Origin of the sequence: Streptomyces venezuelae ATCC 10712 (assembly GCF_008639165.1) — a bacterium.
In the GTDB taxonomy this organism is placed as follows: Bacteria; Actinomycetota; Actinomycetes; order Streptomycetales; family Streptomycetaceae; genus Streptomyces; species Streptomyces venezuelae.
The window spans coordinates 6,561,106-6,581,414 of record NZ_CP029197.1 but is presented as its reverse complement, the minus strand read 5'-3'; the positions used below and the strand labels follow the sequence as shown (position 1 = coordinate 6,581,414).

Genomic DNA, 20,309 nt, shown 5'->3' with positions numbered 1-20,309 from the left:
GGTCAGAGTACGACGACGGTCGTCTCGGTCGCCTTGACGCTGGTCCACACGGACACGCCGTCGGCGAGGCCGAGTTCGGCGGCGGCCTGCGGGGTGATCTCGGCGACGAGGTCGGGTGCCTCGGCCGACGTCACCAGGACCCGCAGACGGCTGCCGCTGGTGGTGATCTCGCGTACGGTGCCGGGCCAGACGTTACGCGGGCTGCCGGCGGGCCTCTCCCGGTGCAGGGAGACCGCTTCGGGCGCGACGATCGCGAGGGCCGCGGTGCCGGGCGGCGGGGGTTCGGCCGCGACGAGCATCCCGCCGTCGTCCAAGGCGAGGCCGTCGGCGGTGGCGGTGCCGGGCCACGCGTTGCGGCCGAGCATCCGGGCCACCCAGGGCGAGCGGGGATGGCGGGTGACCTCGGCGGGGGCGGCGTCCTGGAGCGCGCGGCCGTCCTGGAGGACGAGGACGCGGTCGGCGAGCGAGACCGCCTCCACCGGGTCGTGGGTGACGATGAGGCAGACGCCGCCGAAGCCGGCGAGGTGCGCGCGCAGGGTGTGGCGGACGTGCGCGCGCGTGGTCTGGTCGAGCGCGGCGAGCGGCTCGTCGAGGACCAGCAGGCGGGGGCGGGCGGCGAGCGCGCGGGCCAGCGCCACGCGCTGGGCCTGGCCGCCGGAGAGCTGCGCGGGCTTGCGGTGCCCGAGGTGGCCGACGCCGAGCCGGTCGAGCCAGCCCTGGGCCTCCCGGCGGGCCTCGGCGCGGGGGACGCCCTGGGCGCGGAGCCCGTACGCGGTGTTGGCGAGGGCCGTCAGGTGCGGGAAGAGGGCGCCGTCCTGCGGGACCCAGGCGACCCGGCGGCGGTGCGGGGGCAGGGCGGTGACGTCCTCGTCCCCGAGCCGGAGCTCGGCGTGGGCGCGGGGGGTGAGGCCGAGGAGGGCGCGCAGCAGGGTGGTCTTGCCGGCGCCGTTCGGGCCGACGACCGCGATCGTGGTGCCGGGTTCGGCGGCGAGGGTGAGCGTCGTGAAGCCGGTGACGTCGGCGCTCAGCGCCCAGCGCCGGTCGGACGGCAGGTGGGGGGCGTGGGGGGCGTGGGGGGCGCCCTTGCCCGGTGGGTCGACGGCGGTGTCGCCGTCGCTGTGTTCGCCGTCGCTGTTGCTGTTGCTGTTGCTGTTGCTGTTGCTGTTGCTGTCGTCGATGTCGACGGCGGTCGGGGCCGCACCGTCCGGGACGGGCCCCTCGGCGCCGCGGCCGCGCTCACTCGGCGTGCCCGTCCAGCGTCCTCGGAGAGCGATGAGTACGCCCATGGCGATGGCGAGCAGCAGCAGGGAGACGGAGGTCGCCGCCTCCGGCTCGTCCTGGAGCAGAAGGTAGACCTGGAGCGGCAGCGTCTGGGTCGTCCCGGGCAGGTTCCCGGCGAAGGTGATGGTCGCGCCGAACTCGCCCAGCGCCCGCGCCCAGGTGAGTGCCGCGCCGGCGAGGACGCCGGGCGCCACCATGGGCAGGGTGACGGTGAAGAAGACCCGGACCGGGGAGGCGCCGAGGGAGGCCGCCGTCTCCTCGTACCGGGGGCGGAGTCCGCCGAGCGCGCCTTCGAGGCTGATGATCAGGAAGGGCATGGCGACGAAGGTGGCGGCGAGGACGGCGCCGGAGGTGTGGAAGGGCAGCGTGATGCCGAAGGTGCCCTCCAGCCACGGTCCGAGGAGTCCGCGCCGGCCGAAGGCGAGGAGCAGGGCGACGCCGCCGACGGTCGGCGGCAGCACCATCGGCAGCAGTACGAGGGAGCGTACGAACGCCTTGCCCGGGAAGGGGACGCGGGCGAGCAGCCAGGCGAGCGGGACTCCGAGCAGCAGGGAAAGGCCGAGCGCCCAGAAGGAGACGAGGAGCGACAGTTTCAGCGCCTGGACGGTGCCGGGGGACGTCAGGTGGCCGGCGAGCTCGGTCCACTCGGTGCGGGCGAGGATGCCGATGAGCGGGAGGGCGAGGAAGGCCACCGCCGCGAGCGCGGGCACGGTCAGGGCGAGGGGCGGACGTGCCCCCGGAGTTCGTACGCCTGCTCGTTTCATCGCTGATCCCGGAGAGGTGAGGACGTGGTACGGAGGGGCTGTCCGGTCCCCCGATGCGGACAGCCCCTCCCGTTCTGGGTGATCCCGGACGGTTACGGCTTCTGGAAACCGGCGTCCTGGAGGATCTTCTGGCCTTCGGGTGAGGAGAGCCAGGCGACGAAGGCGGCGGCGGCCTCGGCGTTCTTGGAGTCCTTGATCGTAGCGGCCGGGTACTTCGCGATGGCGTTCTGGTCGTCGGGGATCTCGACGGCGTCGACCTTGTCCTTCGCGCTCTCGGCGTCGGTCCTGTAGACCAGGCCGGCGTCGGCCTCGCCGAGCTCGACCTTGCTGAGCACGGCGCGCACGTTGGGCTCCTGGGAGACCGGCTTCACCGTGATGCCCTGCTTGTCGAGGATCTGCTTGCTGTACTTGCCGGCCGGCACCTCGGGCGCGGCCAGGACGACCTTCACCTTGGTGTCGGCGAGGTCCTTGAGGTCGTCGACCTTGAACGGGTTGCCCTCGCCGGTGGCGATGACGAGCCGGTTCTTCGCGATGATCGCGGGGGTGCCCGTGTCGGCCTTCACCTTGTCCATGCTCTTGGTGTCGGCGGTGACCAGGACGTCGGCGGGCGAGCCCTGCGAGATCTGGGCGACGAGTTCCTGCGAACCGGCGAAGGAGAAGGTGATCTTCGTGCCCGGGTGGGACTTCTCGTACGCGGCTCCCGCCGTCTTGAAGACGTCGGTGAGCGAGGCGGCGGCGAGGACCGTCAGGTTCGCCTTCGGTGTGGCACCCGCGGAGCCGGAGCCGGTGGAGCCGGCGGTGTCCTTCGTGGTGTCGTCGCCCGAGGAGCAGGCGGCGAGCGGGACGAGCAGGGCGGCGGTGAGCGCGGCGGCAGCGGTACGGCGTCTGGTGGGGGCGAGGGTGAGGGACATGAGGGCCGGAACTCCTTGGAGACGAAGCGGACGTACGGGAAGGGGCCGGCCGCGCCGACGGCCGAGGCGCGTGGCGCGGCGCCGCGTGAGGGGTGGTCAGGTGCGGTCGATGTGCACGCTGGTCGACTTCACGCGGGCGGTGGCCTGCATGCCGACATCCAGTCCCAGCTCCTCCACGGCCTCACGGGTGAGGAGGGAGACCAGCCGGTGCGGCCCGGCCTGGATGGTGACCTGGGCCGCGATGTCACCGAGCTCGATCCCGGTGACGATCCCCGGGAACGCGTTGCGCGCCGAGGTGTACGACGTGTCCTCGTCGTCGTCCTGGGCGAGGTCCACGGAGAACGCCGCGAGCGACTTCCCGTCGATGACGCGCCGGCCGCTCTCGTCGCGGTGGGTCGCGACGCGGCCCGCGTCGGCCCAGCGCCGCGCCGTGTCTGGGCTGACGCCCAGCAGACGGGCGGCCTGGCCGATGGTGTAGGACTGCATATGCGACACCGTAGGCCGCTTTCGATCTCAGTTGCAACAAGATCGTGGGACTCTCCATGGCGTATGCGAGCTCATTGAGAGGAAGCACCAAACTGCCGTAGCGGGTGTCGTGTCAGTCCCACTGCTCGTCGGCCAGGGAGCTGACCGGGTGCGGCTTGCCGATGACGGCGAGGGCGATGAAGAAGTTGATCTGGCCGATGGCGATGGTCAGGGTGGCCAGGGCCTTCTTGTCGTAGTGCTTCGCCGCCTCGGCGTACAGCTCGTCGGTGACGCGCTCCCTGCCGTGCGGGGCGGGCTGGAGGGTGGCCTCCAGCAGGGCCAGGGCGGCGCGCTCGGCGTCGGTGAAGTAGGGGGCGTCCTGCCAGGAGGAGACGGCCGTGATGCGCTCCTCGGTCTCCCCGGCCTTGCGCAGGAAACCGGTGTTCAGGATGGTCAGGTAGGTGTTGCCGACGATCTGTCCGGCGCGCAGGTGGATCAGGTTCATCGTGGTGCGCGGCACCGACTGGTTGCCCGTGGCCCGGAAGAGGGCGGCGCTGACGTCCTTGAGCTCGGGGACGAACTCGCCGGGGTTGGACATCCGGGAGATCGGGGTGTTCGGGGTGTTCGGGGTGTTCAGGGTGTTCGTCATGGCTGTCTCTCTTTCCTCGGTCGGCCTCGGTCGGCGTCTTCACAGCGATGACGGAGCTCCGCGCGCGGGTGTGACCGGATCCGGGAAAGTTTTTTCGCCGCTTCACGACGGGGGTTCGGTGCGCTCCCCGTCACGGGGCCTGCGGCCGAAGGCGAGGGACACGATGCGGCGCCAGTCCACCGTCGGGGTGGGGGGCGCGACGCCGGGACGGTCCCGGGGCACGCGGACCCGCAGCGCGCCCGGGCGCAGGGTGCACACGACCGGGGTGGACATCCGCAGCGCCTCGCCGTCGACCGCGACGGGGAGCTCGTCCGTGTCGCCGGTCACCTCGACCCGCTGGGCGGTCGTGACGGTGAGGCCCGTGGACTGTGAGCCCCGCACCACCAGGTCGGCGGCCTGTGCGGCGTCCTCCACCCGGATGCCCAGCACCCCCAGTTCGCCGTCGTCGAGCCGGGGCCGGCGGGCGCCGGTGCTCAGCTCGTCGAGCGACTGGTACGCGTTGTTGCTGACCAGCAGGGCCTGCTGGGAGGAGAGCACCGCGTCGTCGACGCGGGCTTCGACCCGTCGTACCCCTTCCCCGAGCAGCAGGTCCGGCATGAGGGAGAGGGCCGTGCCCGCCTTGTCGTCGCGGTACTCGGGCCGCTGCACGACGTCGGCGTACACCCCGAAGGACACGGTGTTCACGAAGGCCCGGCCGGCGACGTCACCGAGGTCGATCCGGAGCTCCTCGCCGTCGGTCAGCGCGTCGAGGCAGCGGGACGGGTCGGAGCGGTCGAGCCCCAGGTCCATGGCGAAGTGGTTGCGGGTGCCGGCGGCGACCACGAGGAACGGCAGATCGTGCTCGGCGGCGACGGCGGCGACGAGTGCCTGCGTCCCGTCGCCGCCCGCGACGCCGAGCAGGTCCGCGCCGTCGGCCACGGCGTCCCGGGCCAGCGCTTCGACGTCGGCCGGGGCGGACGGGTCGAGCAGGATGACCCGCGCGCCGAGCTCCTCGGCCCGCTCGACGAGCCCGAAGCGGCCGACCTTCCCGCCGCCGGACTTCGGGTTCATGATCAGGACCGGCCGGTCCGGCGGGGGGACGGTGCTGCCGCGCCGTGGTCGCGGTGGTCGCGACATGCGCAGCGCCGCCCGGGCGCAGGCCAGTGCGACGACCCAGCAGAGGAGGAGCACCAGGGCCGTCAGCCAGAGGCCGTCGTGGGCGTACAGGATGACGAGGCCGACGGGGGCGAGGAGCGCGAGCGCCGCCCCGAAGAGCCGGACGGCTCCCCGGTGCGCCAGGAACCACCAGACGCCGGCGGCGCAGGCGACCAGCGTGAGGAGCCCGGCCCCGACGACCACGAGCCCGCCCTTGCCCACGGCGAGCACGAGGACGACCACCGAGCCGACCGCCACGAGGACGGCCAGGCGTGCCACCAGCCTCGCCGCCGCGCCACCGTGGTCCGGACCCGTCCTGTGTGACCTGCTCATGGCGCCCTCTCCGTGCCCTGCTCGACCGCGAGCCCAGTCCGAGGCACCAGGGTGCCCTCCCTCGGCGGGGAGGGCATCCCGGGGGGTCCGTGAGGATGAACCGGGGGCGTCGGCCCCGGCCCGCTGTCCTGCCGCTGCGGGCCCTGGGCCCCGAGTCCGCCTACGTGGATGTCGACGCGGGCGTCACGGGGGTCGCCCCGGGCCTTCCCGGGTCGGGGGTCACGCCGCTGCGGGGCGTGCGCGGGGGCCGATACGGACGGGTCCGACGACCGACAGCGGGACCCCCAGGCCCTCGCACAGCCTGCGGGCGCGGGCGAGCACGCTGAGCGAGGCCGGGGAGGGGTCGGTGGTGGGCAGCTGGATCCGGACGTGCCGGGGGCAGTGGGCGGACAGGAGCGTCTCGATGTGCAGGGCGGCGGCCGCCCGGCCCGCGACATCGAGGTCACGCAGGAGGGTCACGTGCAGGACTCGGTCCTCGAAGACATGGCTGATGAGCATGGAGCCTCCTGCCACACGTAGGTCCACCCGGAGGAGCGTGGGGCGGTAGACCCACTATCCATCAATCCGCCTCCGACGGCGCGCCCGACGGCCCCCGGCCCCGCCCCCGGGGCCCAGGGGGCGTTTTGCGCCGCTCCCGGCCCCCCGCCCCGCACAGAGTCCGCCGGACCGCATCCCGGCGTACCAGGTCGGTCGGCGCGGTCCGTTGGCGCCCGCCGGAGTGCTCAGGAACCGCCGTCGGCGGCCCGGTGACCGCTCGGCGTGCTCCCGGGGTCGGATACCGCCGTCTCGTCGACGGCGTAGGGGTGGACGTACCGGTCGTCGCCGAACGGCGTGAACCAGCCGCCGAGCGTCGACGGCGTGACGCCCGGGCCCTCGAACGCGGGATCCTCGTCGGCGTCCTCGGTCGAGTCGTCGTAGAGCCACTCGAAGTCCCGGTCCTCGTACACGCCGTCGGCGAAGCGGTCCAGGGCCTCGGCGGTGTCGGGGTCGAGGAGCCCGTACAGGTCGAGCGTGGCGTGCGCCTGTTCCACGAGGAGCTTCAGGACGAGTTCTTCGGCGAGGCAGCCGAGCCGCTGGAAACTGCCGTCGGTGAAGCGGGTGGTGAGGGCGATGGCGGTCACGAGGAAGCGTCGTGCGAAGAGTTCGTCGTACGTTCCGGCGTAGCGCGGCGGCAGCGCGTCGAGGTGCCACAGTTCACTGCCGCAGTCCGCGACGGTGGTCGCCTCGTCGGCGAGGGTCTGGACGTCGTCGTACAGCTCGTCGATGAGGACGTCCGAGGCGTACACCAGCGCCCCGGCGGCGAGTTCGACGGCCTCGGCGCCGCGGCCGGGGGTCTCCTCATCGGGTTCCCGCTCGTCGGGTTCCCGCCCGTCGGGTACCCGCTCGCCGTGGAAGGACGCGGGGGTGAAGGACGACAGGCGTGGGGCCAGCCCGCGGATGTGGGCACGGTGGTCGGCGGTCCGGCCGTCACCGCTCCCGTGACCGCCCTCGTCCCCGTCCCCGCCCCCGTCTCCCTCTCCCTCTCCGTCACCGCTCACGTCCGCGGCTCCGCCCTCGCCCCGGGCGCCGCTTCCGTCGCCGGCGGTGCGCACGGCGTCGGCGGAGCGCGCGGCGTGCTGGGCCCGCCGCGCCTGGAGGTCGCTGGGCGGCGCGTCCGGGCCGTCGGCTGCTTCCAGGCTCTCGCGGGTCAGGTCGATGTGCAGCTTGACCTCGCTGCTCTCCACCACCCAGTCGGCCAGGAGCTCCGAACGTTCCAGGACGTCCGCCGCGACGGAGCCGACCGCGTGTTCGGCGATCTCGAGGGAGGGGGCCCGGACGAACACCTTGAGGATCGCCCCGCCCGGGTGGACGGCGACGATCGTCTCGACGACGTCGATCTCGATCCCGTCTGGCCCCTCGATCGCCTCGACGGCGTCGAACCCGTGCTCCAGGAGCGTGGACGTGCCCACCTGTTGCAGCGGGTCCAGCACGACGGCGCCGTCGGGGAGGCGCGTTTCCACAGTGACGACGTAACTCACGTCGCACAGCGTGCCAGGCCCGGGCCCCGGGCCGGAGAGGATCCGCACAGAATCCGCGCCGAATTCACGCGGGACGAAGGCCGGTTGGGGCGGCACCGGCACGCCGGGTGGCGCGCCGGGGCCGCGCGTACCTCATCGGGCGGTCTGGGCGGCCGTCCGTCGGTGCCTGAGGTTGACGAGCGACGCCTTGGCGACCGCGACGGGGCTCAGGAAGCCGAGCGGTCCGATCAGGCGGCTCGCGAAGCGGTGCATGTGCCGCGCCACCCAGGGGTCGCGCGCCGCCGCCGAGAACATCAGCCGCTCCACGGGGTTGAAGGGGCGGGCCTTGGCGAAGTCGACGGCCAGCTGCTGGTGGCCGCGCAGGCGGCGCCCGTGGGTGCGCGCGTACGCCGCGAGGGAGGTGTCGAGGTCACCCCGGCCGGTGACGGCCGGTGCGACAGCCTCGGCCAGCCAGCGGGCGGACTCCAGGGCCCATCCGCATCCCACGCCCCACAGGGGGTCGCCGGTCAGGGCGGCGTCGCCGATGAGCGCGAGGCCGGGTGCGGTCGGGCGGCGGCTGTGCAGCGGGTAGTCGATGGTGCCGATGATCTTCGAGACGCGTTCGGCGGAGTCGACGGGCGGTGCGTCGGGCAGGGCGCGGACGAAGTCGAGGAAGCTGCCCTCCAGGTCCTCCCGGAAGGCGGGCAGCCGCTTCTTGTCGGGGAGCACGGCGAGGACCGTGACGCCGTCGTCGTTGGGGAACGCGTACGCCATGTCGGGTTCCAGGAACCAGGTCTGGCCGATGCCGCCGGCCAGCGGAAGGTCGCGGAAGTGCGCGAGGTAGCCGAACCGGGTGTTCTCGAACTGCCGGACGGGCACGTCGGCGAACTTCGCCACGGCGGAGTCCTTGCCGTCGGCGCCGACCACGAGGCGGGCCCGGATCTCCCGCTCGCCCGCAGGGGAGGACGCCCGCACCCCCACGGTGCGGGCGTCCTCCCGTACGAGTCCGGTGACCTGGTGACCGAGGAGCAGATCGACGCCGGGAGTCGCGGCGGCGTGGGCCCTGATCATCGGATCGAGGACGCTGCGCCGGATGTTGTACGCGTAGGGCAGCTCGGGTCCCCCCGGCGCGGCCTTCGGTTCTATCCAGCCCCAACGGGTGTACCAGCGGGCGTCGTTGCGTACGGCTCCGGCCTTCTCCAGGGCCGGGACGAGGCCGAGTTCGTCGAGGACCGGGTAGGCGTTGGCCGTGATGGAGTGGGTGCACAGCACCTTGTACGCCTCCGGGTCCGACCGGCGCTCGAGCAGCGCGACGCGGGCACCGCGCCGGGCCAGCAGGATCGCCGCGGCGCTGCCGGCGAGACTGGCTCCGCTGATGACGACGTCGTACTCGTGTCCCGCGCTCTCAGGCCTGGTCATGCGCTGATCGCCCCCCCCTGGGTGTGTGGTGCGTTACGTGCGGTGCGTGCGGTGCCCGTGCGGTACTGCTGTCAGGCTCATGGCGAACTATAGAGAGCCCCGGGCCTCAGGGACGGGTCAGCGCCGATTCGCCCGCGTAGCGCGCCGATGCACCCAACTCCTCCTCGATGCGGATGAGTTGGTTGTACTTCGCCGTGCGGTCGGAGCGGGACAGCGAGCCCGTCTTGATCTGGCCGCAGCCCGTCGCCACCGCGAGGTCCGCGATGGTGGTGTCCTCCGTCTCACCGGAGCGGTGCGACATGACGACCGTCCAGCCGGCCCGGTGGGCCGTGTCGACCGTGGACAGGGCCTCGGTCAACGTGCCGATCTGGTTGACCTTCACCAGGACCGAGTTGCCGACGCCGGTGCGGATGCCCTCGCGCAGCAGGGTCTCGTTGGTGCAGAACACGTCGTCGCCGGTGAGCTGGCAGCGGTCGCCGACGCGGGCGGTCAGCTCCCGCCAGCCGTCCAGGTCGTCCTCGGCCATCGGGTCCTCGATGGAGACGATCGGGTACGCCTCGATCAACTCGGCCAGGTAGTCGGCGTGTTCGGTGGGGGTACGGCGCACGCCCTCACCCGCGTACACGTACGTCCCGTCCCGGAAGAACTCCGACGAGGCCGGGTCCATGACCAGGCCGATGTCCGTGCCGGGCCGGTAGCCGGTGCGCTCGACGGCCGCCATGACGAAGTCGAGCGCCTCCTCGGCGGTGCGGAGCGAGGGCGCGAAACCGCCCTCGTCGCCGACGCCGGTCGCGTGCCCGGCGGACAGCAGGTCGCGACGGAGCGTGTGGAAGATCTCGGAGCCCATCCGGACGGCCTCCGCGAACGTCCCGGCGCCGATCGGAGCGATCATGAACTCCTGGAAGTCCAGCGGATTGTCGGCGTGGGCGCCGCCGTTGACGATGTTCATCATCGGCAGCGGGAGGAGGCGGGCGTCGGCGCCGCCGAGGTAGCGGTAGAGCGGCTGCCGGTGGGCCGCCGCGGCGGCCTTCGCGGCGGCGAGGGAGACGCCGAGGATCGCGTTGGCGCCGAGCCGGGACTTGTCGGCGGTGCCGTCGAGCGCGACGAGCGCGGCGTCGAGGCCCGCCTGGTCGCGGGCGTCGCGCCCGACGACCGTCGCCGCGATCTCGCCGTTGACGTGCGCGACCGCGCGGTCGACGCCCTTGCCGTGCCAGCGTCCGGCGTCCCCGTCGCGCAGCTCCACGGCCTCCCGCGCGCCGGTGGAGGCGCCGGAGGGGACGGCGGCGCGGCCGAGGGATCCGTCGGCGAGGAGGACATCGGCCTCGACCGTGGGGTTGCCCCGGCTGTCGATGACCCTGCGGGCGGTGACGGAGTGGATGACGGTGAACTCGACTGCCGGGGAAACCATGGGAGGTCCTTCGGGTTGAGGCGCGCCGCGGCCCTGCTGCGACAGCGTTGGCGCCTGCCGCGACAGGAAAGACTCTACAGCAATGCTGTTCAGTTCAGCTGTTCAGTTGTGCTGTTCAGGTCGGCTGTACAGTTCGCCTGTTCAGGCCGGCTGCGCAGCCGACCTGAACAGCTCCGCTGACGACCACCGGTTAAAGTGCCGTATGCCCACCCCGGAACCCGCCGCCCTCGCCATCGAACTCCGCACCGCGATGGGCAAGCTCACGCGCCGCGTGAAACACGAGGACCGGATCCCGCTCGGCCACGCCTCCGTGCTCGGCACCCTCGACCGCGACGGGGCCATGACCACCAGCGACCTGGCGGCGGACCAGCGCGTACGCCCCCAGTCCATGGCCCGCTCGGTCGGGCTGCTCATGGAGCAGGGCCTCGTCGTCCGCCGCGCGCACCCCACCGACGGGCGCAAATCCCTGGTGGAGCTCTCCCCCGCCGGGCGGGCCGCCCTGGAGGCGGAACGCGGCCGCAGAGCGGGCTGGCTCGCCCAGGCCATCGAGCTGGAGCTCACCGGCGAGGAGCGCGAGGTGCTGGCACGCAGCGCCGCCCTGCTGGAGCGACTGGCCGCGCGGTAGGGAACACTGGGCGCATGACCGCGCTGTCCCCTTCGTCTCGTTTTCGGGACCCTCAGCTCTCCGTACGAGCCTTCGTGGGCACCGTCCTCGTCCGTTGCCCTCGCTGCACCGAGGCCGCCCGCGTCGTGCCTGCTGCCGGGGCACCGGGCGCCGAGGCCGCCTCGATGTTCGCCGAGCGGAGTCTCGTGTGCCGCGGCTGCGGCCTGGCACGCAGGCACCCGGGCGAGCGGCTCGTCCTCCGGTTCGGCGCGGAGCCGGTCACGGACCCGTACTTCGGCCTCCCGCTCTGGCTGCAGACCGAGACGCGGCACGGACTGCTGTGGGCCTACAACCCGGAACACCTCACGCTGATCCGGCAGTTCGTGGAGGCGCCGTTGCGCGAGCACGCGCCGTGGCACGAGCCGGGGGCGAGGATGTCCCTGATCGCCCGGCTGCCGGCCTGGATCAAGCGGGCGAAGAACCGCACCGAGGTCCTGCGGGGGATCGACCGCCTGCGGGCCTCACTGGCGGGCTGACCCCACCGGCACCCCACCCGGGCCCACGGCGTTCAGCCCGCCGCCGCGGTCCGGCCGTCCCGTGGGATACGCCAGGCGTTCCGGCGGTCCAGCGCCTCCAGGTCCGCCTGGAGCGGGCTGGGCGGCACCGCGAGCACCGGGCAGGGTGCGTGGGCCATGCAGTACCGGGCCACCGACGGCCGCAGCGCCCTGAGCAGCGGCCCGCGTGAACCCGTACCGACGACGAGCAGGTCACCGGGGTCACCGACGGCGTCCACCAGGGCGACGCCGGGGGTGTTCCGGACGATGCGTCCGACGGGGGCCACGCCGGGCCTCCCCTCGCGGAAGGCGTCGAGGATCTCGCGCAGCAGCGCGGCCGTGGCGTTCCGGTGGTCGGTGAGCACGGAGGGACCGCAGGCGGTGCGGCTGCCCGGTCCGCCCCCGGGCGGCTGCCAGGCCATGACGACCAGCAGCTCCGCCTCCCGCGCCCGGGCGTGCGCCGCGGCCTCGTGCAGGGCCCGCAGGCTCCCCAGGGATCCGTTCGTCCCGACCACGACTCGTCCTCGCACCGTCTCGCCTTCCTGGCCACCGTGTGGGCCGGTCCCACCGCGCTCGGCGGGTCCCGCCGCCGCGAGGCGCGGGCGTGGGTCGCCGGCTGCTGTTCCGCTCCAGAGAAGAGCCAACCGGGGGTCTGGCGCGACCCCGCTGACGTACTCCTGACGCGCGGCCCGGCATTGCTGGCGTACCCCTGACGCGCGACCCGGCATCCCTGGCGCACCCCTGACGCGCGGCCCAGCACCCCTGACGTACGCCTGACGCGCGACCCGGCACCCCTGACGTCCCCCCGACGCGCGGCCCCTCGCCCGCTGCCGCCCCGGTCGGTCCGGCTCGCTCAGCCGCGACGCGCGGTGCTCTCGCGGGCGATGAGGGTCGGCTGCAGGAGGCCGGGGCGAGGCTCCGTGGGGGTGGTGTTCTCGATCGCCCGCATCAGCAGGCCGATGGCCTCGCGGGCCATCTCGCGGGTGGGCAGGGCGACGCTGGTGAGGGTGGGGCGGGCCAGCAGGCCTTCCGGGGTGTCGTCGTGCGCGACCACGGACAGGTCGTCCGGGATGGAGCGTCCGGCGTCGCGGGCCGCCTCCAGGGCGCCGACCGCGAGGACGTCGTGGGTGGCGAACAGCGCCGTCGCCGACGGGTGTGCCGTAAGCGCTGCCCGCGCCGCCTCGATGCCCGCCCTGAACGACGGTTCCGGCGCCAGGTGCACCGCCCCGGCCGGGACGTCCAGGCCGTCCTCGGCGAACGCCCGGCGGAAGCCGTTCACGCGCAGGGTGTGCGCGGGGCTGGCGAGGACGGCGACGTTCCGGTGGCCGAGTTCGCGCAGGTGGCGCCCCGCCAGGTAGCCGCCGTGCTCGTAGTCGACGGTGACGACCGGGAACTCGGCGGGCGCGCGGGTCTCCCAGGCGCACAGGACGACGGGGAACCTCGTACGGGACAGCAGCGGCAGGTGGTCGGTGAGCCCCTGGTCCCCCGCGATGAGCAGCGCGTCGATCGAGCGGCTCGTCAGTCCCGCGAGGTGCCGCCGGGCGCGCTCCCCGTCGCGGCGCGTGGTGCACAGGAGCAGGCGGTAGCCGTGGGCGTCGAGCACGTCCTCCGCCTCCTCGACGACCTCCGCGTAGAAGGCCGTGGAGACGGTGGGCACGAACAGGCCGACGGTGCGGGTGCTGCCGGTGGCGAGGGACCGCGCCACCAGGTTGGGGACGTAGCCGAGTTCGGCGATGGCGGCGCGTACCCGGGCTTCCGTGGCGGGGCGTACGGCGACGCGGCCGGACAGGACGTTGGAGACGGTCTGCTTGGTGACTCCGGCGCGCTCGGCCACGTCCTGCATCGTCACCATGATGACCTCGATTTTACCGATCCAATGGCGTTGCACGGTATCGCCGCGATGTCCGCCGGTCAACGGCGGTACGGGGGTGCGGTCCTGCGGTGGCCCGGGCCCGGAGGCCCGGCGGCCCGCCGTGGGGGAATCCGAAGTTTTCGGCCCGCGACGCTTGTTTTACCGGTCAAATCCGCCGTACGGTCCACCCACCCAACTCCCCTCCCCCACACCGCAGTCACCGATCAGGGAGTCACCGTGAGAACTCCGCTCAGCAGACTGACCGGCGCGCTCGCCGCCGCCACGCTGGTCGTCACCGGCGCCGGCGCCGCCTTGACGGCGTCCGGAGCGGCGGCCGCCACACCGGCCGCCGCCGACACCCCGTCCACCGTCACGAGCACGGCCGCAGCCACGGCCACCGGTACCACCGCCGCCACCTATGGCGTCACCGTCGGCGCCAAGGGCTCCTGGACCACCCCGGACGACACCCCGGCCGCCCCGTACATCGACAAGGACGGCACCTTCTACTTCCAGCAGGCGCACGCGCTCTACGGGGCGAACGACCAGCGCCGGTGGACCTTCTACACGGGCACGAACCTCGACACGGCGACCCGTTCCGGAGCGATCAGCGACGCGGTCGACCCGGCCAACTCCAACGACCGCAACAACGACACCACTTGGCGCTGCAACAACAGCCCCACCGGTGTCACGGCGACCGCCGCCCCCACCGGTTCCGGGTACGCCCACCGCAACTACTGCGACCTCGCGGGCGTCTGGGTCGACCCCGACACCGGCGACTGGTACGGCCTCGTCCACAACGAGTTCACCCCGCAGCCCTTCGGGGACGGCGTCCACTACGACGGCATCGACTACGCCGTCTCCCGTGACCAGGGGCGTACGTGGACCATCAAGGACCACGTCATCACCTCGCACTACAGCACCAAGCGGGGCGACACCGCCGCCTTCCCGCAGCAGACGTACCACTACGGCACCGGTGACCAGCGGCTGTTCGTCGACACGGCGTCCGGCTACTTCTACGCCTTCTACGGCTCCCGGATCGTGAACAAGGGCGGCGGCTGGGCGGCGTTCTACGGGCATGTCGCCCGCGCCCCGATCTCGGCGAAGATGGCGCCCGGTTCCTGGCAGAAGTGGTACGACGGCGCCTGGTCCGAGCCCGGCGTCGGCGGCCGGGAGAGCACGATGGTGCCGGTCGGCTCCAGCAGCACCACGGGGTACGTGCCCCCCGCCAAGGAGTACGACCCCGCCAGCACCGGCACGGTGAGCCAGCAGGTCGCCGCCGGCCGGACGCCGCCCACCTCCCCGCTGTTCGTCATGGACATCACGTACAACGCGCATCTCGGCCTGTACATCGGCCAGCCGCAGGCGGTGGACCAGAGCGGCAACGCCTCGCAGGAGATCTACGCGACCGCCGATCTGACCACCCAGAAGTGGTTCCGGCTCGGCGACACCGGCAGCTACAGGAACGCCTCCTGGTACCGCTGGTTCCTCGACGGCGGCAACCGCACCAGCTCCACGATCGTCGGCAGGAACTTCCGCTCGTACTGCTCCTTCGGCTGCTCGGGCGGCAGCAGCGGCGAGTACGTGAACCTGACGATCGACACGACCGAACCCGCCGCTCCGGTCGACACGTCGAAGACGTACCGCATCTCCAGCGCCGGCGGGCGGACGCTGGCCCAGGTCTCCGGCGGCCCGGCCACCACCTCGCTCGCCGACGGGACCGGCTCGGACCTCGCCTCCTGGGTCTTCAGCTCCAACGGCGACGGCTCCTACCGCATCGCCAACGCCGGCACCGGCCAGCTCCTCGGCGTGGCCACCACCTCCACGAGCACCCGCGCCTGGGGCACCAAGCCCACCGTCACCGCCGCCGGCACCGGCGGGCCCACCGTCGGCCAGCAGTGGTTCGTCGTCCGCGGCACCTCGCCCGCCGACGGCACCGCCACCGGCACGTACAAGATCGTCAACCGGTACAGCGGTCTGGTCATCGGCCTCTCCGCCGACTCCGCCCGGCTCGCCGAGACCACGCCCGCCCGCAGCTGGACCAACACCACCGGCAACGCCGTCGGCGGCACCCGCACGGCCGGCGAGCAGACCCTGACGCTGACGCCCACCGGCCAGGCGACCTCGCTCGACGGGACCCGCACGCTCACCACCGGGGGCAAGGCGCTCGACAACCCCGACCACAGCACCACCCCCGGCACCCAGCTCATCACCTGGGCGGCCAACAACGGCGCCAATCAGAAATGGGTCTTCACCCGGCAGCCCGACGGCGGCTACGTGCTCAAGAACGGCGGGTCCGGTCTCTGCGCCGACGTCGACGGCGGCTCGACCGCCGCGGGCGCGAGGATCATCCAGTGGACCTGCACCGGCGGCGTCAACCAGCGCTGGAACCTCACCCGGCAGGCGAACGGCACCTACACCGTCGCCTCCGCCGCGAGCGGACTGCTCTTGACCACCGCCTCCACCGGCGACGGCGCGCGCGTCACCCAGCAACCCGACACCGGCACCGCCCTCCAGCGGTGGACCGTCGTCTGACGACACCCCCGCGGCACCGATCCGCCCGGCCGGGATCCCGTGAACCACACGGGACCCCGGCCGCAGCCGTGCGCGGGGTTGGCCGACGCCGTGTGCCGGGCGTCGCTCGTCCCTAGTGGGCCTGCGTGCGCCTGAGCTCGCGCACCCGCCGGACCCCGTCGACGACCAGCGCCGCGCCCGCCAGTACGGCGAAGGTGGAGTAGGGGGAGACGCTGATGACCTCGAACAGGTAAAGGACCGTGAGCAGGAGGCCCGTCGCGATGGCGGCGTACGCCGTCCACTTCTTCATGCGTTCCCTCAGTCCCCTCGAAGCCGGCGAGCGCACACGCGCCCCACCCATGTATGACGCGCACGAGGGCAGATGGTTGTGCGGGGCGGGCGGTGGCGTTCCTCACCGCCGTTCGGCGAGCTCCGCTTCCAGCTGGGCCAGGTGACGGGCCTCGGCCCGCTTGCGCACGGCGGCGAACCGCCGGTCCACCCACAGCACGGGCACCAGCCAGAGGAAGCCCCACAGGCTGAGGGAGTCCACGAGCCCGGTCTGCCTCAGCACCGCGTTGGTGAGGCAGCACAGGAGGGAGGCGGCCACCCAGGCCCCGGTCCGGTTCCGGCCGAGCCACCGCACGGGCGCGTCCCACCGGCCGGAGAGCTCCTCCAGGGTCGCCGCACGTACGGCGGCGTCCCGCCCGGCGGGCCCTCCGGCACCCACCGGACCCGCGGACCCGCCCCCGCTCGCGAGGTCGTCGGCGAGCGCGCGGGCCTGGGCCTCGGTGTCGCGGCCCGTGGTCCTGGCCACCGCCGCCCGCATCCTGAGGTCGTCCCAGTAGCCGCGCCGCGCCCACCGTTCGGCCGCGACGAGCTTTCCGGCCTCGGGGGAATCCGGCGCCAGCGCCTTCAGCCGGTCCGCCAGGGACTCCGCGCGGGCGGCACGCCCGGGGGTCTCGAAGGAGTCGGCCCGCAGGCAGAGTTCGGCGTAGCCCGCGAGGAGACCAAGATGGTCCGGGTCGAGGGCAAGTCCGGCCCGGAACGCCTCCTCCGCGAGGTCGTCGTGGTCGTCCTCGTCCTCCGCCGCGTGCCCAAGGGCCAGCCAGCAGTAGAGGTCGGGCTGCGGCCCGAGCGCGTCGAGGCCCTCCTGGGCGGCCCGCCGCACACCTGCGTGTCCCCCGGCCAAGAAGAGCTGCTCACAGCGGTCTTCGAAGGCCCCCACGCCCAGTGGTGGTCATACGGAATTCCCTCCCCAGCCCCTCCCGTCGAGGGTCGGGCAAGTCTGCTCCGGCTATATATGCAGGTCAAGATGGGTGTGACCTTTCCCATGCGGGTGCCTTTTCTTCATCTGGTCAGCGAGATGATCCGCAGGAAACGGCCTAGCGGCTCACCGGCTCCCAGTAGCGCTCCAGGGCGCCTTCCTTGTACGGGGCGGGGCTCACGCTGAGGTCGCCCGCGAAGGGCCGGTCCAGGACGAAGACGAGGAGCAGGCTGAAGCCGATCAGGGCGGCGACGGAGGCGACGAAGAGCAGCTGGATGCGCAGCCTCCGCATGCCGTACAGGAAGGTGAGCGGGATGAGGACGACCGCGCCGCCGAAGGCCAGCACCTGGAGCAGCGGCGGCAGTTCCTGCTCGGCCATGGTGAGCCGGGCCCGGCGCTGCGAGGCGACGCCGTTGAGGTGGCTGACGGCCTCCTCGTAGAAGACCTCCTCGCGCGGGGTCTTGGGGTCGTAGGCCTGGAGCACGTCGTAGACGCTCTGGAGCTTCTGCGCGGTGGCTCCGTAGCTGGGCTGTCCCGAGCGCATCCGGGGCCACTGGTCGTTCACGACGGAGTGGACGTACGCGCCGAGTGCTTCGTCGACGCCGGCCCGGACCGGGGGCGGGAACGCGGCGGCGTCGCGGGCGATCAGCGCGAGGTCGGTGGCCTCGCCGGCCACGATCGTCTGCGTGCTCTCCAGCTGGGTCCAGAGGGTCACGATGACGAAGGCGAGGATGATGCCGTAGATCGCGCCGAACATGCCCAGCGTCACCCCGACCATGTCGTTGTGCTCGCCCTCGGCGAGCGAGGGGTGCCTGCGGCGCAGCAGCACGCTGCCGATGACCGCGACGAGGACGGTCCCGCCGACGGTGACGACGGCGAGCGTGAAGGTGCTGAAGTGGTTGAGCAGCCAGAGCGACATGGCCGGTGAGTCTAGGGACGCCGATGGCCGCCCTCTGACGCCTCCCGAGCGCCCGCGCCCCGTAAACGCGCCCCACCACGCGCTGTCGCGCCGGGAAGTCCACGCGATCGAGTGAAGGGCATCCGTCGAGGCGACCGTGGCGCCACTTCGGCGCCATTCCGTGCCCCAACCTCCCGCCTCGTGGCGCCATGTGACTTGCGGTGGCGCCATAATGGTGCCAACATTGCGCCATCGCGACGCACCGCGCCGCCGCCACCGCACCCCACCGCCCCGCACCGCTCCAGGGAGGGAGACCCCGATGGACCCCGTATCCCGGCACAGCGCCCCCGGCGCCCTCGCCTCCTTCGTCCGCTTCGTGGTCCTCGGCGGCGGGGTCGGCCTCGCCTCCAGTGCAGCCGTCGCCCTGCTCGCCGCCCTCCTGCCGTTCGCCCTGGCCAACGCGCTGGTCTCGGTGGTCTCCACGGTCCTCGCGACCGAGCTCCACGCCCGGTTCACCTTCGCGGCCGGAGAGCGGCCCCGCGGGGGCGCCGCGCGAGGCCGCCGGCTGCTGCGCTGCGATCTGCGCCATCACCTGCAGTCCGCCGGGACGGCCGCCGCCGCCTTCGCCGTGACAACCCTCGCCGTGCTCGTCCTGCACGTCGTCGAGAGCTCCCCCGGTCTCGCCGTCGAGCAGACCGTCTACCTCGCGGCCTCGGCCCTCGCCGGAGTCGGCCGTTTCCTGGCACTGCGGCTGTACGTCTTCGCCACCCGCCGCGAACAGGCCGCCCCGGTCACGCTCGACCTCCGTCCGGCGCCGCCGCGCCGCGAACTGCTCACCACCGCGTCCTGACGGGGCCCGGCCCCGGTCCACGGCCTCGTCCGCACCGGGGTCGGGCCGGTGGCGCCGAACGAGTGGACTCGCGGAGCGGGGGCCGGGCCGGGCGGCACGGGCCCGGGGTCGCGGTGGTGATGTTGCCGCCGTGACCCTGACCCCGACCGTGATCTGGAAGAGGCGTCCCGACATGAGACGTATCCCCTACCGCCGGCTGCTCGTCGCGACGCTGCTCGTGGCGTCCGTCCTCGCACCGGTGACGGCCACCCCCGCCACCCCCGTCCACGCCGCGAGCGCGGACCGGCACGGCGAGGACGACTGCCCGCCGGGCGGTCTCGGCCCCGAGCTGACCGCGAAGCTCGACAGGACGATCGAGGACGTCCGCAAGCAGGCGAACATCCCCGGCGTCGTCGTCGGACTCTGGATGCCCGGCAAGGGCAGCTACGTCAAGGCCACCGGCGTCGCCGACAAGGCCACCCGCCGGCCGATGTTCGCCGACACGTTCGCCCGGATCGGCAGCGAGACGAAGACCTTCACGGTCACCGCGCTCCTGAAGCTCGTCGACGACGGCCGCGTCCGCCTCGACGACCCGATCGGCAAGTACGTCCACGGGGTGCCGAAGGGCAACCGGATCACCCTGCGCCAGCTCGCCGAGATGCGCAGCGGGCTGTTCCCGTACACGGCCGACGAGGACTTCATCCACGACCTGCTGAGCGACCCGCAGCGGACCTTCACACCGGAGGAGTCCCTCGCGTACGGCTACAAGCACAAGAACACCTTCGCGCCGGGCGCGCGGTTCCAGTACTCCAACAGCAACCTCGTCCTGCTCGGCCTGGTGGTCGAGAAGGTCACCGGACGACCGCTGGCCGAGGTCATCGACCGCCGGGTGCTCCGCCCGGCCCACCTGCGCCACACGCTCTTCCCCGAGGGCGCCGAGTTCCCCGAACCGCACGCCCGCGGCTACACCGACCAGACCCTGGACGGATCGGTCGCCGACGCGACGGACTGGAACCCCAGTTGGGCCTGGGCGGCCGGTGCGATGATCTCGGACCTGCACGACCTGCGCCGCTGGGCGAAGGTCGTCGCCACCGGCGAGCTGCTCAGCCCCGAGACCCAGGCGCAGCGCCTCAAGATGCTGCCGACGGGCTTCCCCGGCACCAGCTACGGCCTCGGGATCCTCAATTCCGACGGCTGGATCGGGCACAACGGGTCCATCCCGGGCTACGAGACCGTGACGGTCTACCTGCCGTCGAAGAAGGCCACCCTGGTCCTCATCATCAACACGGACTCGCTCGTCGGGGGCCAGGAGCCGTCCACGCTGCTCGCCCGGGCGATCACCCAGGTCGTCACCCCGGACAACGTCTACGCCGGCGGGATCGCCCCGCGCCCCTGAGGACGGCCGGGTACGGGGTGAGGTGGGTTTCAGGCGGCGG

Annotated in this window: 19 protein-coding genes; 5 read left to right on the top strand and 14 right to left on the bottom strand. The window is 73.0% G+C overall.

Annotated elements, in window-relative coordinates:
• Positions 1–2: 2 nt before the first annotated feature.
• From DEJ43_RS30320 to eno, 9 genes are all read right to left on the bottom strand, one after another.
• On the bottom strand, positions 3–2,045 hold the full coding sequence (locus DEJ43_RS30320; protein ID WP_015037229.1) for an ABC transporter permease: 2,043 nt from the start codon (positions 2,043–2,045) through the stop codon (positions 3–5).
• Positions 2,046–2,137: 92 nt separating this feature from the next.
• A complete protein-coding gene (gene modA / locus DEJ43_RS30315) occupies positions 2,138–2,956 on the bottom strand; it encodes a molybdate ABC transporter substrate-binding protein (RefSeq protein WP_015037228.1) in 819 nt (272 codons plus the stop codon).
• 96 nt (positions 2,957–3,052) lie between these two features.
• Positions 3,053–3,442 carry a TOBE domain-containing protein gene (locus DEJ43_RS30310; RefSeq protein ID WP_015037227.1) on the bottom strand — a complete coding sequence of 130 codons (390 nt, stop codon included), beginning with the start codon at positions 3,440–3,442 and terminating at the stop codon, positions 3,053–3,055.
• A 112-nt stretch (positions 3,443–3,554) separates the two neighbouring features.
• Positions 3,555–4,070: a carboxymuconolactone decarboxylase family protein gene (locus tag DEJ43_RS30305; RefSeq protein WP_015037226.1), complete on the bottom strand. Its 516-nt coding sequence runs from the start codon at positions 4,068–4,070 to the stop codon at positions 3,555–3,557.
• Between the two features lie 102 nt (positions 4,071–4,172).
• Positions 4,173–5,537, bottom strand: coding sequence for a diacylglycerol/lipid kinase family protein (locus DEJ43_RS30300; protein WP_015037225.1), 1,365 nt, complete (start codon positions 5,535–5,537; stop codon positions 4,173–4,175).
• A gap of 219 nt (positions 5,538–5,756) precedes the next feature.
• Positions 5,757–6,035: a hypothetical protein gene (locus tag DEJ43_RS30295; protein WP_015037224.1), complete on the bottom strand. Its 279-nt coding sequence runs from the start codon at positions 6,033–6,035 to the stop codon at positions 5,757–5,759.
• A gap of 224 nt (positions 6,036–6,259) precedes the next feature.
• Positions 6,260–7,555 carry a hypothetical protein gene (locus DEJ43_RS30290; protein WP_181399516.1) on the bottom strand — a complete coding sequence of 432 codons (1,296 nt, stop codon included), beginning with the start codon at positions 7,553–7,555 and terminating at the stop codon, positions 6,260–6,262.
• Between the two features lie 132 nt (positions 7,556–7,687).
• Entirely contained in the window at positions 7,688–8,953 is a 1,266-nt protein-coding gene (locus tag DEJ43_RS30285) for an NAD(P)/FAD-dependent oxidoreductase (protein ID WP_015037222.1), read from the bottom strand.
• Between the two features lie 106 nt (positions 8,954–9,059).
• Positions 9,060–10,361: a phosphopyruvate hydratase gene (gene eno / locus DEJ43_RS30280; RefSeq protein WP_015037221.1), complete on the bottom strand. Its 1,302-nt coding sequence runs from the start codon at positions 10,359–10,361 to the stop codon at positions 9,060–9,062.
• Between the two features lie 202 nt (positions 10,362–10,563).
• Here eno and DEJ43_RS30275 point away from each other — a divergent pair, with 202 nt between their 5' ends.
• Together DEJ43_RS30275 and DEJ43_RS30270 are read left to right on the top strand one after the other, a co-directional pair.
• The gene (locus DEJ43_RS30275; RefSeq protein WP_015037220.1) at positions 10,564–10,986 is read left to right on the top strand and encodes a MarR family winged helix-turn-helix transcriptional regulator; all 423 of its coding nucleotides are present in this window, start codon (positions 10,564–10,566) and stop codon (positions 10,984–10,986) included.
• 14 nt (positions 10,987–11,000) lie between these two features.
• Positions 11,001–11,501: a hypothetical protein gene (locus DEJ43_RS30270; protein WP_041663058.1), complete on the top strand. Its 501-nt coding sequence runs from the start codon at positions 11,001–11,003 to the stop codon at positions 11,499–11,501.
• Positions 11,502–11,533: 32 nt separating this feature from the next.
• Here DEJ43_RS30270 and DEJ43_RS30265 read toward each other — a convergent pair whose 3' ends face one another.
• Positions 11,534–12,034 carry a universal stress protein gene (locus DEJ43_RS30265; protein ID WP_233448005.1) on the bottom strand — a complete coding sequence of 167 codons (501 nt, stop codon included), beginning with the start codon at positions 12,032–12,034 and terminating at the stop codon, positions 11,534–11,536.
• Positions 12,035–12,372: 338 nt separating this feature from the next.
• Positions 12,373–13,371, bottom strand: a complete 999-nt coding sequence (locus DEJ43_RS30260) for a LacI family DNA-binding transcriptional regulator (RefSeq protein WP_015037217.1) — start codon at positions 13,369–13,371, stop codon at positions 12,373–12,375.
• 237 nt (positions 13,372–13,608) lie between these two features.
• Here DEJ43_RS30260 and DEJ43_RS30255 point away from each other — a divergent pair, with 237 nt between their 5' ends.
• Positions 13,609–15,903 carry an RICIN domain-containing protein gene (locus DEJ43_RS30255; RefSeq protein ID WP_015037216.1) on the top strand — a complete coding sequence of 765 codons (2,295 nt, stop codon included), beginning with the start codon at positions 13,609–13,611 and terminating at the stop codon, positions 15,901–15,903.
• A gap of 112 nt (positions 15,904–16,015) precedes the next feature.
• Here DEJ43_RS30255 and DEJ43_RS37635 read toward each other — a convergent pair whose 3' ends face one another.
• The 3 genes from DEJ43_RS37635 to DEJ43_RS30245 all read right to left on the bottom strand — a co-directional run bounded on the left by DEJ43_RS37635 (position 16,016) and on the right by DEJ43_RS30245 (position 18,065).
• Positions 16,016–16,192, bottom strand: a complete 177-nt coding sequence (locus DEJ43_RS37635) for a hypothetical protein (protein ID WP_015037215.1) — start codon at positions 16,190–16,192, stop codon at positions 16,016–16,018.
• 102 nt (positions 16,193–16,294) lie between these two features.
• Positions 16,295–17,050 carry a hypothetical protein gene (locus DEJ43_RS30250; RefSeq protein WP_015037214.1) on the bottom strand — a complete coding sequence of 252 codons (756 nt, stop codon included), beginning with the start codon at positions 17,048–17,050 and terminating at the stop codon, positions 16,295–16,297.
• 214 nt (positions 17,051–17,264) lie between these two features.
• A complete protein-coding gene (locus DEJ43_RS30245) occupies positions 17,265–18,065 on the bottom strand; it encodes a bestrophin-like domain (RefSeq protein ID WP_015037213.1) in 801 nt (266 codons plus the stop codon).
• Between the two features lie 298 nt (positions 18,066–18,363).
• Between DEJ43_RS30245 and DEJ43_RS30240 the strand changes: the two genes are divergently transcribed.
• Together DEJ43_RS30240 and DEJ43_RS30235 are read left to right on the top strand one after the other, a co-directional pair.
• Positions 18,364–18,894 (top strand): hypothetical protein, encoded by a 531-nt coding sequence (locus DEJ43_RS30240; RefSeq protein ID WP_015037212.1) that lies wholly within the window; start codon positions 18,364–18,366, stop codon positions 18,892–18,894.
• 172 nt (positions 18,895–19,066) lie between these two features.
• Positions 19,067–20,269, top strand: coding sequence for a serine hydrolase domain-containing protein (locus DEJ43_RS30235; RefSeq protein WP_015037211.1), 1,203 nt, complete (start codon positions 19,067–19,069; stop codon positions 20,267–20,269).
• Positions 20,270–20,309: the final 40 nt, after the last annotated feature.

Bases quoted from the DNA above. Each gene is read 5' to 3' on its own strand.
- DEJ43_RS30320 (WP_015037229.1), bottom strand. From the start codon at position 2,045: ATGAAACGAGCAGGCGTACGAACTCCGGGGGCACGTCCGCCCCTCGCC.
- modA (WP_015037228.1), bottom strand. From the start codon at position 2,956: ATGTCCCTCACCCTCGCCCCCACCAGACGCCGTACCGCTGCCGCCGCG.
- DEJ43_RS30310 (WP_015037227.1), bottom strand. From the start codon at position 3,442: ATGCAGTCCTACACCATCGGCCAGGCCGCCCGTCTGCTGGGCGTCAGC.
- DEJ43_RS30305 (WP_015037226.1), bottom strand. From the start codon at position 4,070: ATGACGAACACCCTGAACACCCCGAACACCCCGAACACCCCGATCTCC.
- DEJ43_RS30300 (WP_015037225.1), bottom strand. From the start codon at position 5,537: ATGAGCAGGTCACACAGGACGGGTCCGGACCACGGTGGCGCGGCGGCG.
- DEJ43_RS30295 (WP_015037224.1), bottom strand. From the start codon at position 6,035: ATGCTCATCAGCCATGTCTTCGAGGACCGAGTCCTGCACGTGACCCTC.
- DEJ43_RS30285 (WP_015037222.1), bottom strand. From the start codon at position 8,953: ATGACCAGGCCTGAGAGCGCGGGACACGAGTACGACGTCGTCATCAGC.
- eno (WP_015037221.1), bottom strand. From the start codon at position 10,361: ATGGTTTCCCCGGCAGTCGAGTTCACCGTCATCCACTCCGTCACCGCC.
- DEJ43_RS30275 (WP_015037220.1), top strand. From the start codon at position 10,564: ATGCCCACCCCGGAACCCGCCGCCCTCGCCATCGAACTCCGCACCGCG.
- DEJ43_RS30270 (WP_041663058.1), top strand. From the start codon at position 11,001: ATGACCGCGCTGTCCCCTTCGTCTCGTTTTCGGGACCCTCAGCTCTCC.
- DEJ43_RS30260 (WP_015037217.1), bottom strand. From the start codon at position 13,371: ATGGTGACGATGCAGGACGTGGCCGAGCGCGCCGGAGTCACCAAGCAG.
- DEJ43_RS37635 (WP_015037215.1), bottom strand. From the start codon at position 16,192: ATGAAGAAGTGGACGGCGTACGCCGCCATCGCGACGGGCCTCCTGCTC.
- DEJ43_RS30245 (WP_015037213.1), bottom strand. From the start codon at position 18,065: ATGTCGCTCTGGCTGCTCAACCACTTCAGCACCTTCACGCTCGCCGTC.
- DEJ43_RS30240 (WP_015037212.1), top strand. From the start codon at position 18,364: ATGGACCCCGTATCCCGGCACAGCGCCCCCGGCGCCCTCGCCTCCTTC.
- DEJ43_RS30235 (WP_015037211.1), top strand. From the start codon at position 19,067: ATGAGACGTATCCCCTACCGCCGGCTGCTCGTCGCGACGCTGCTCGTG.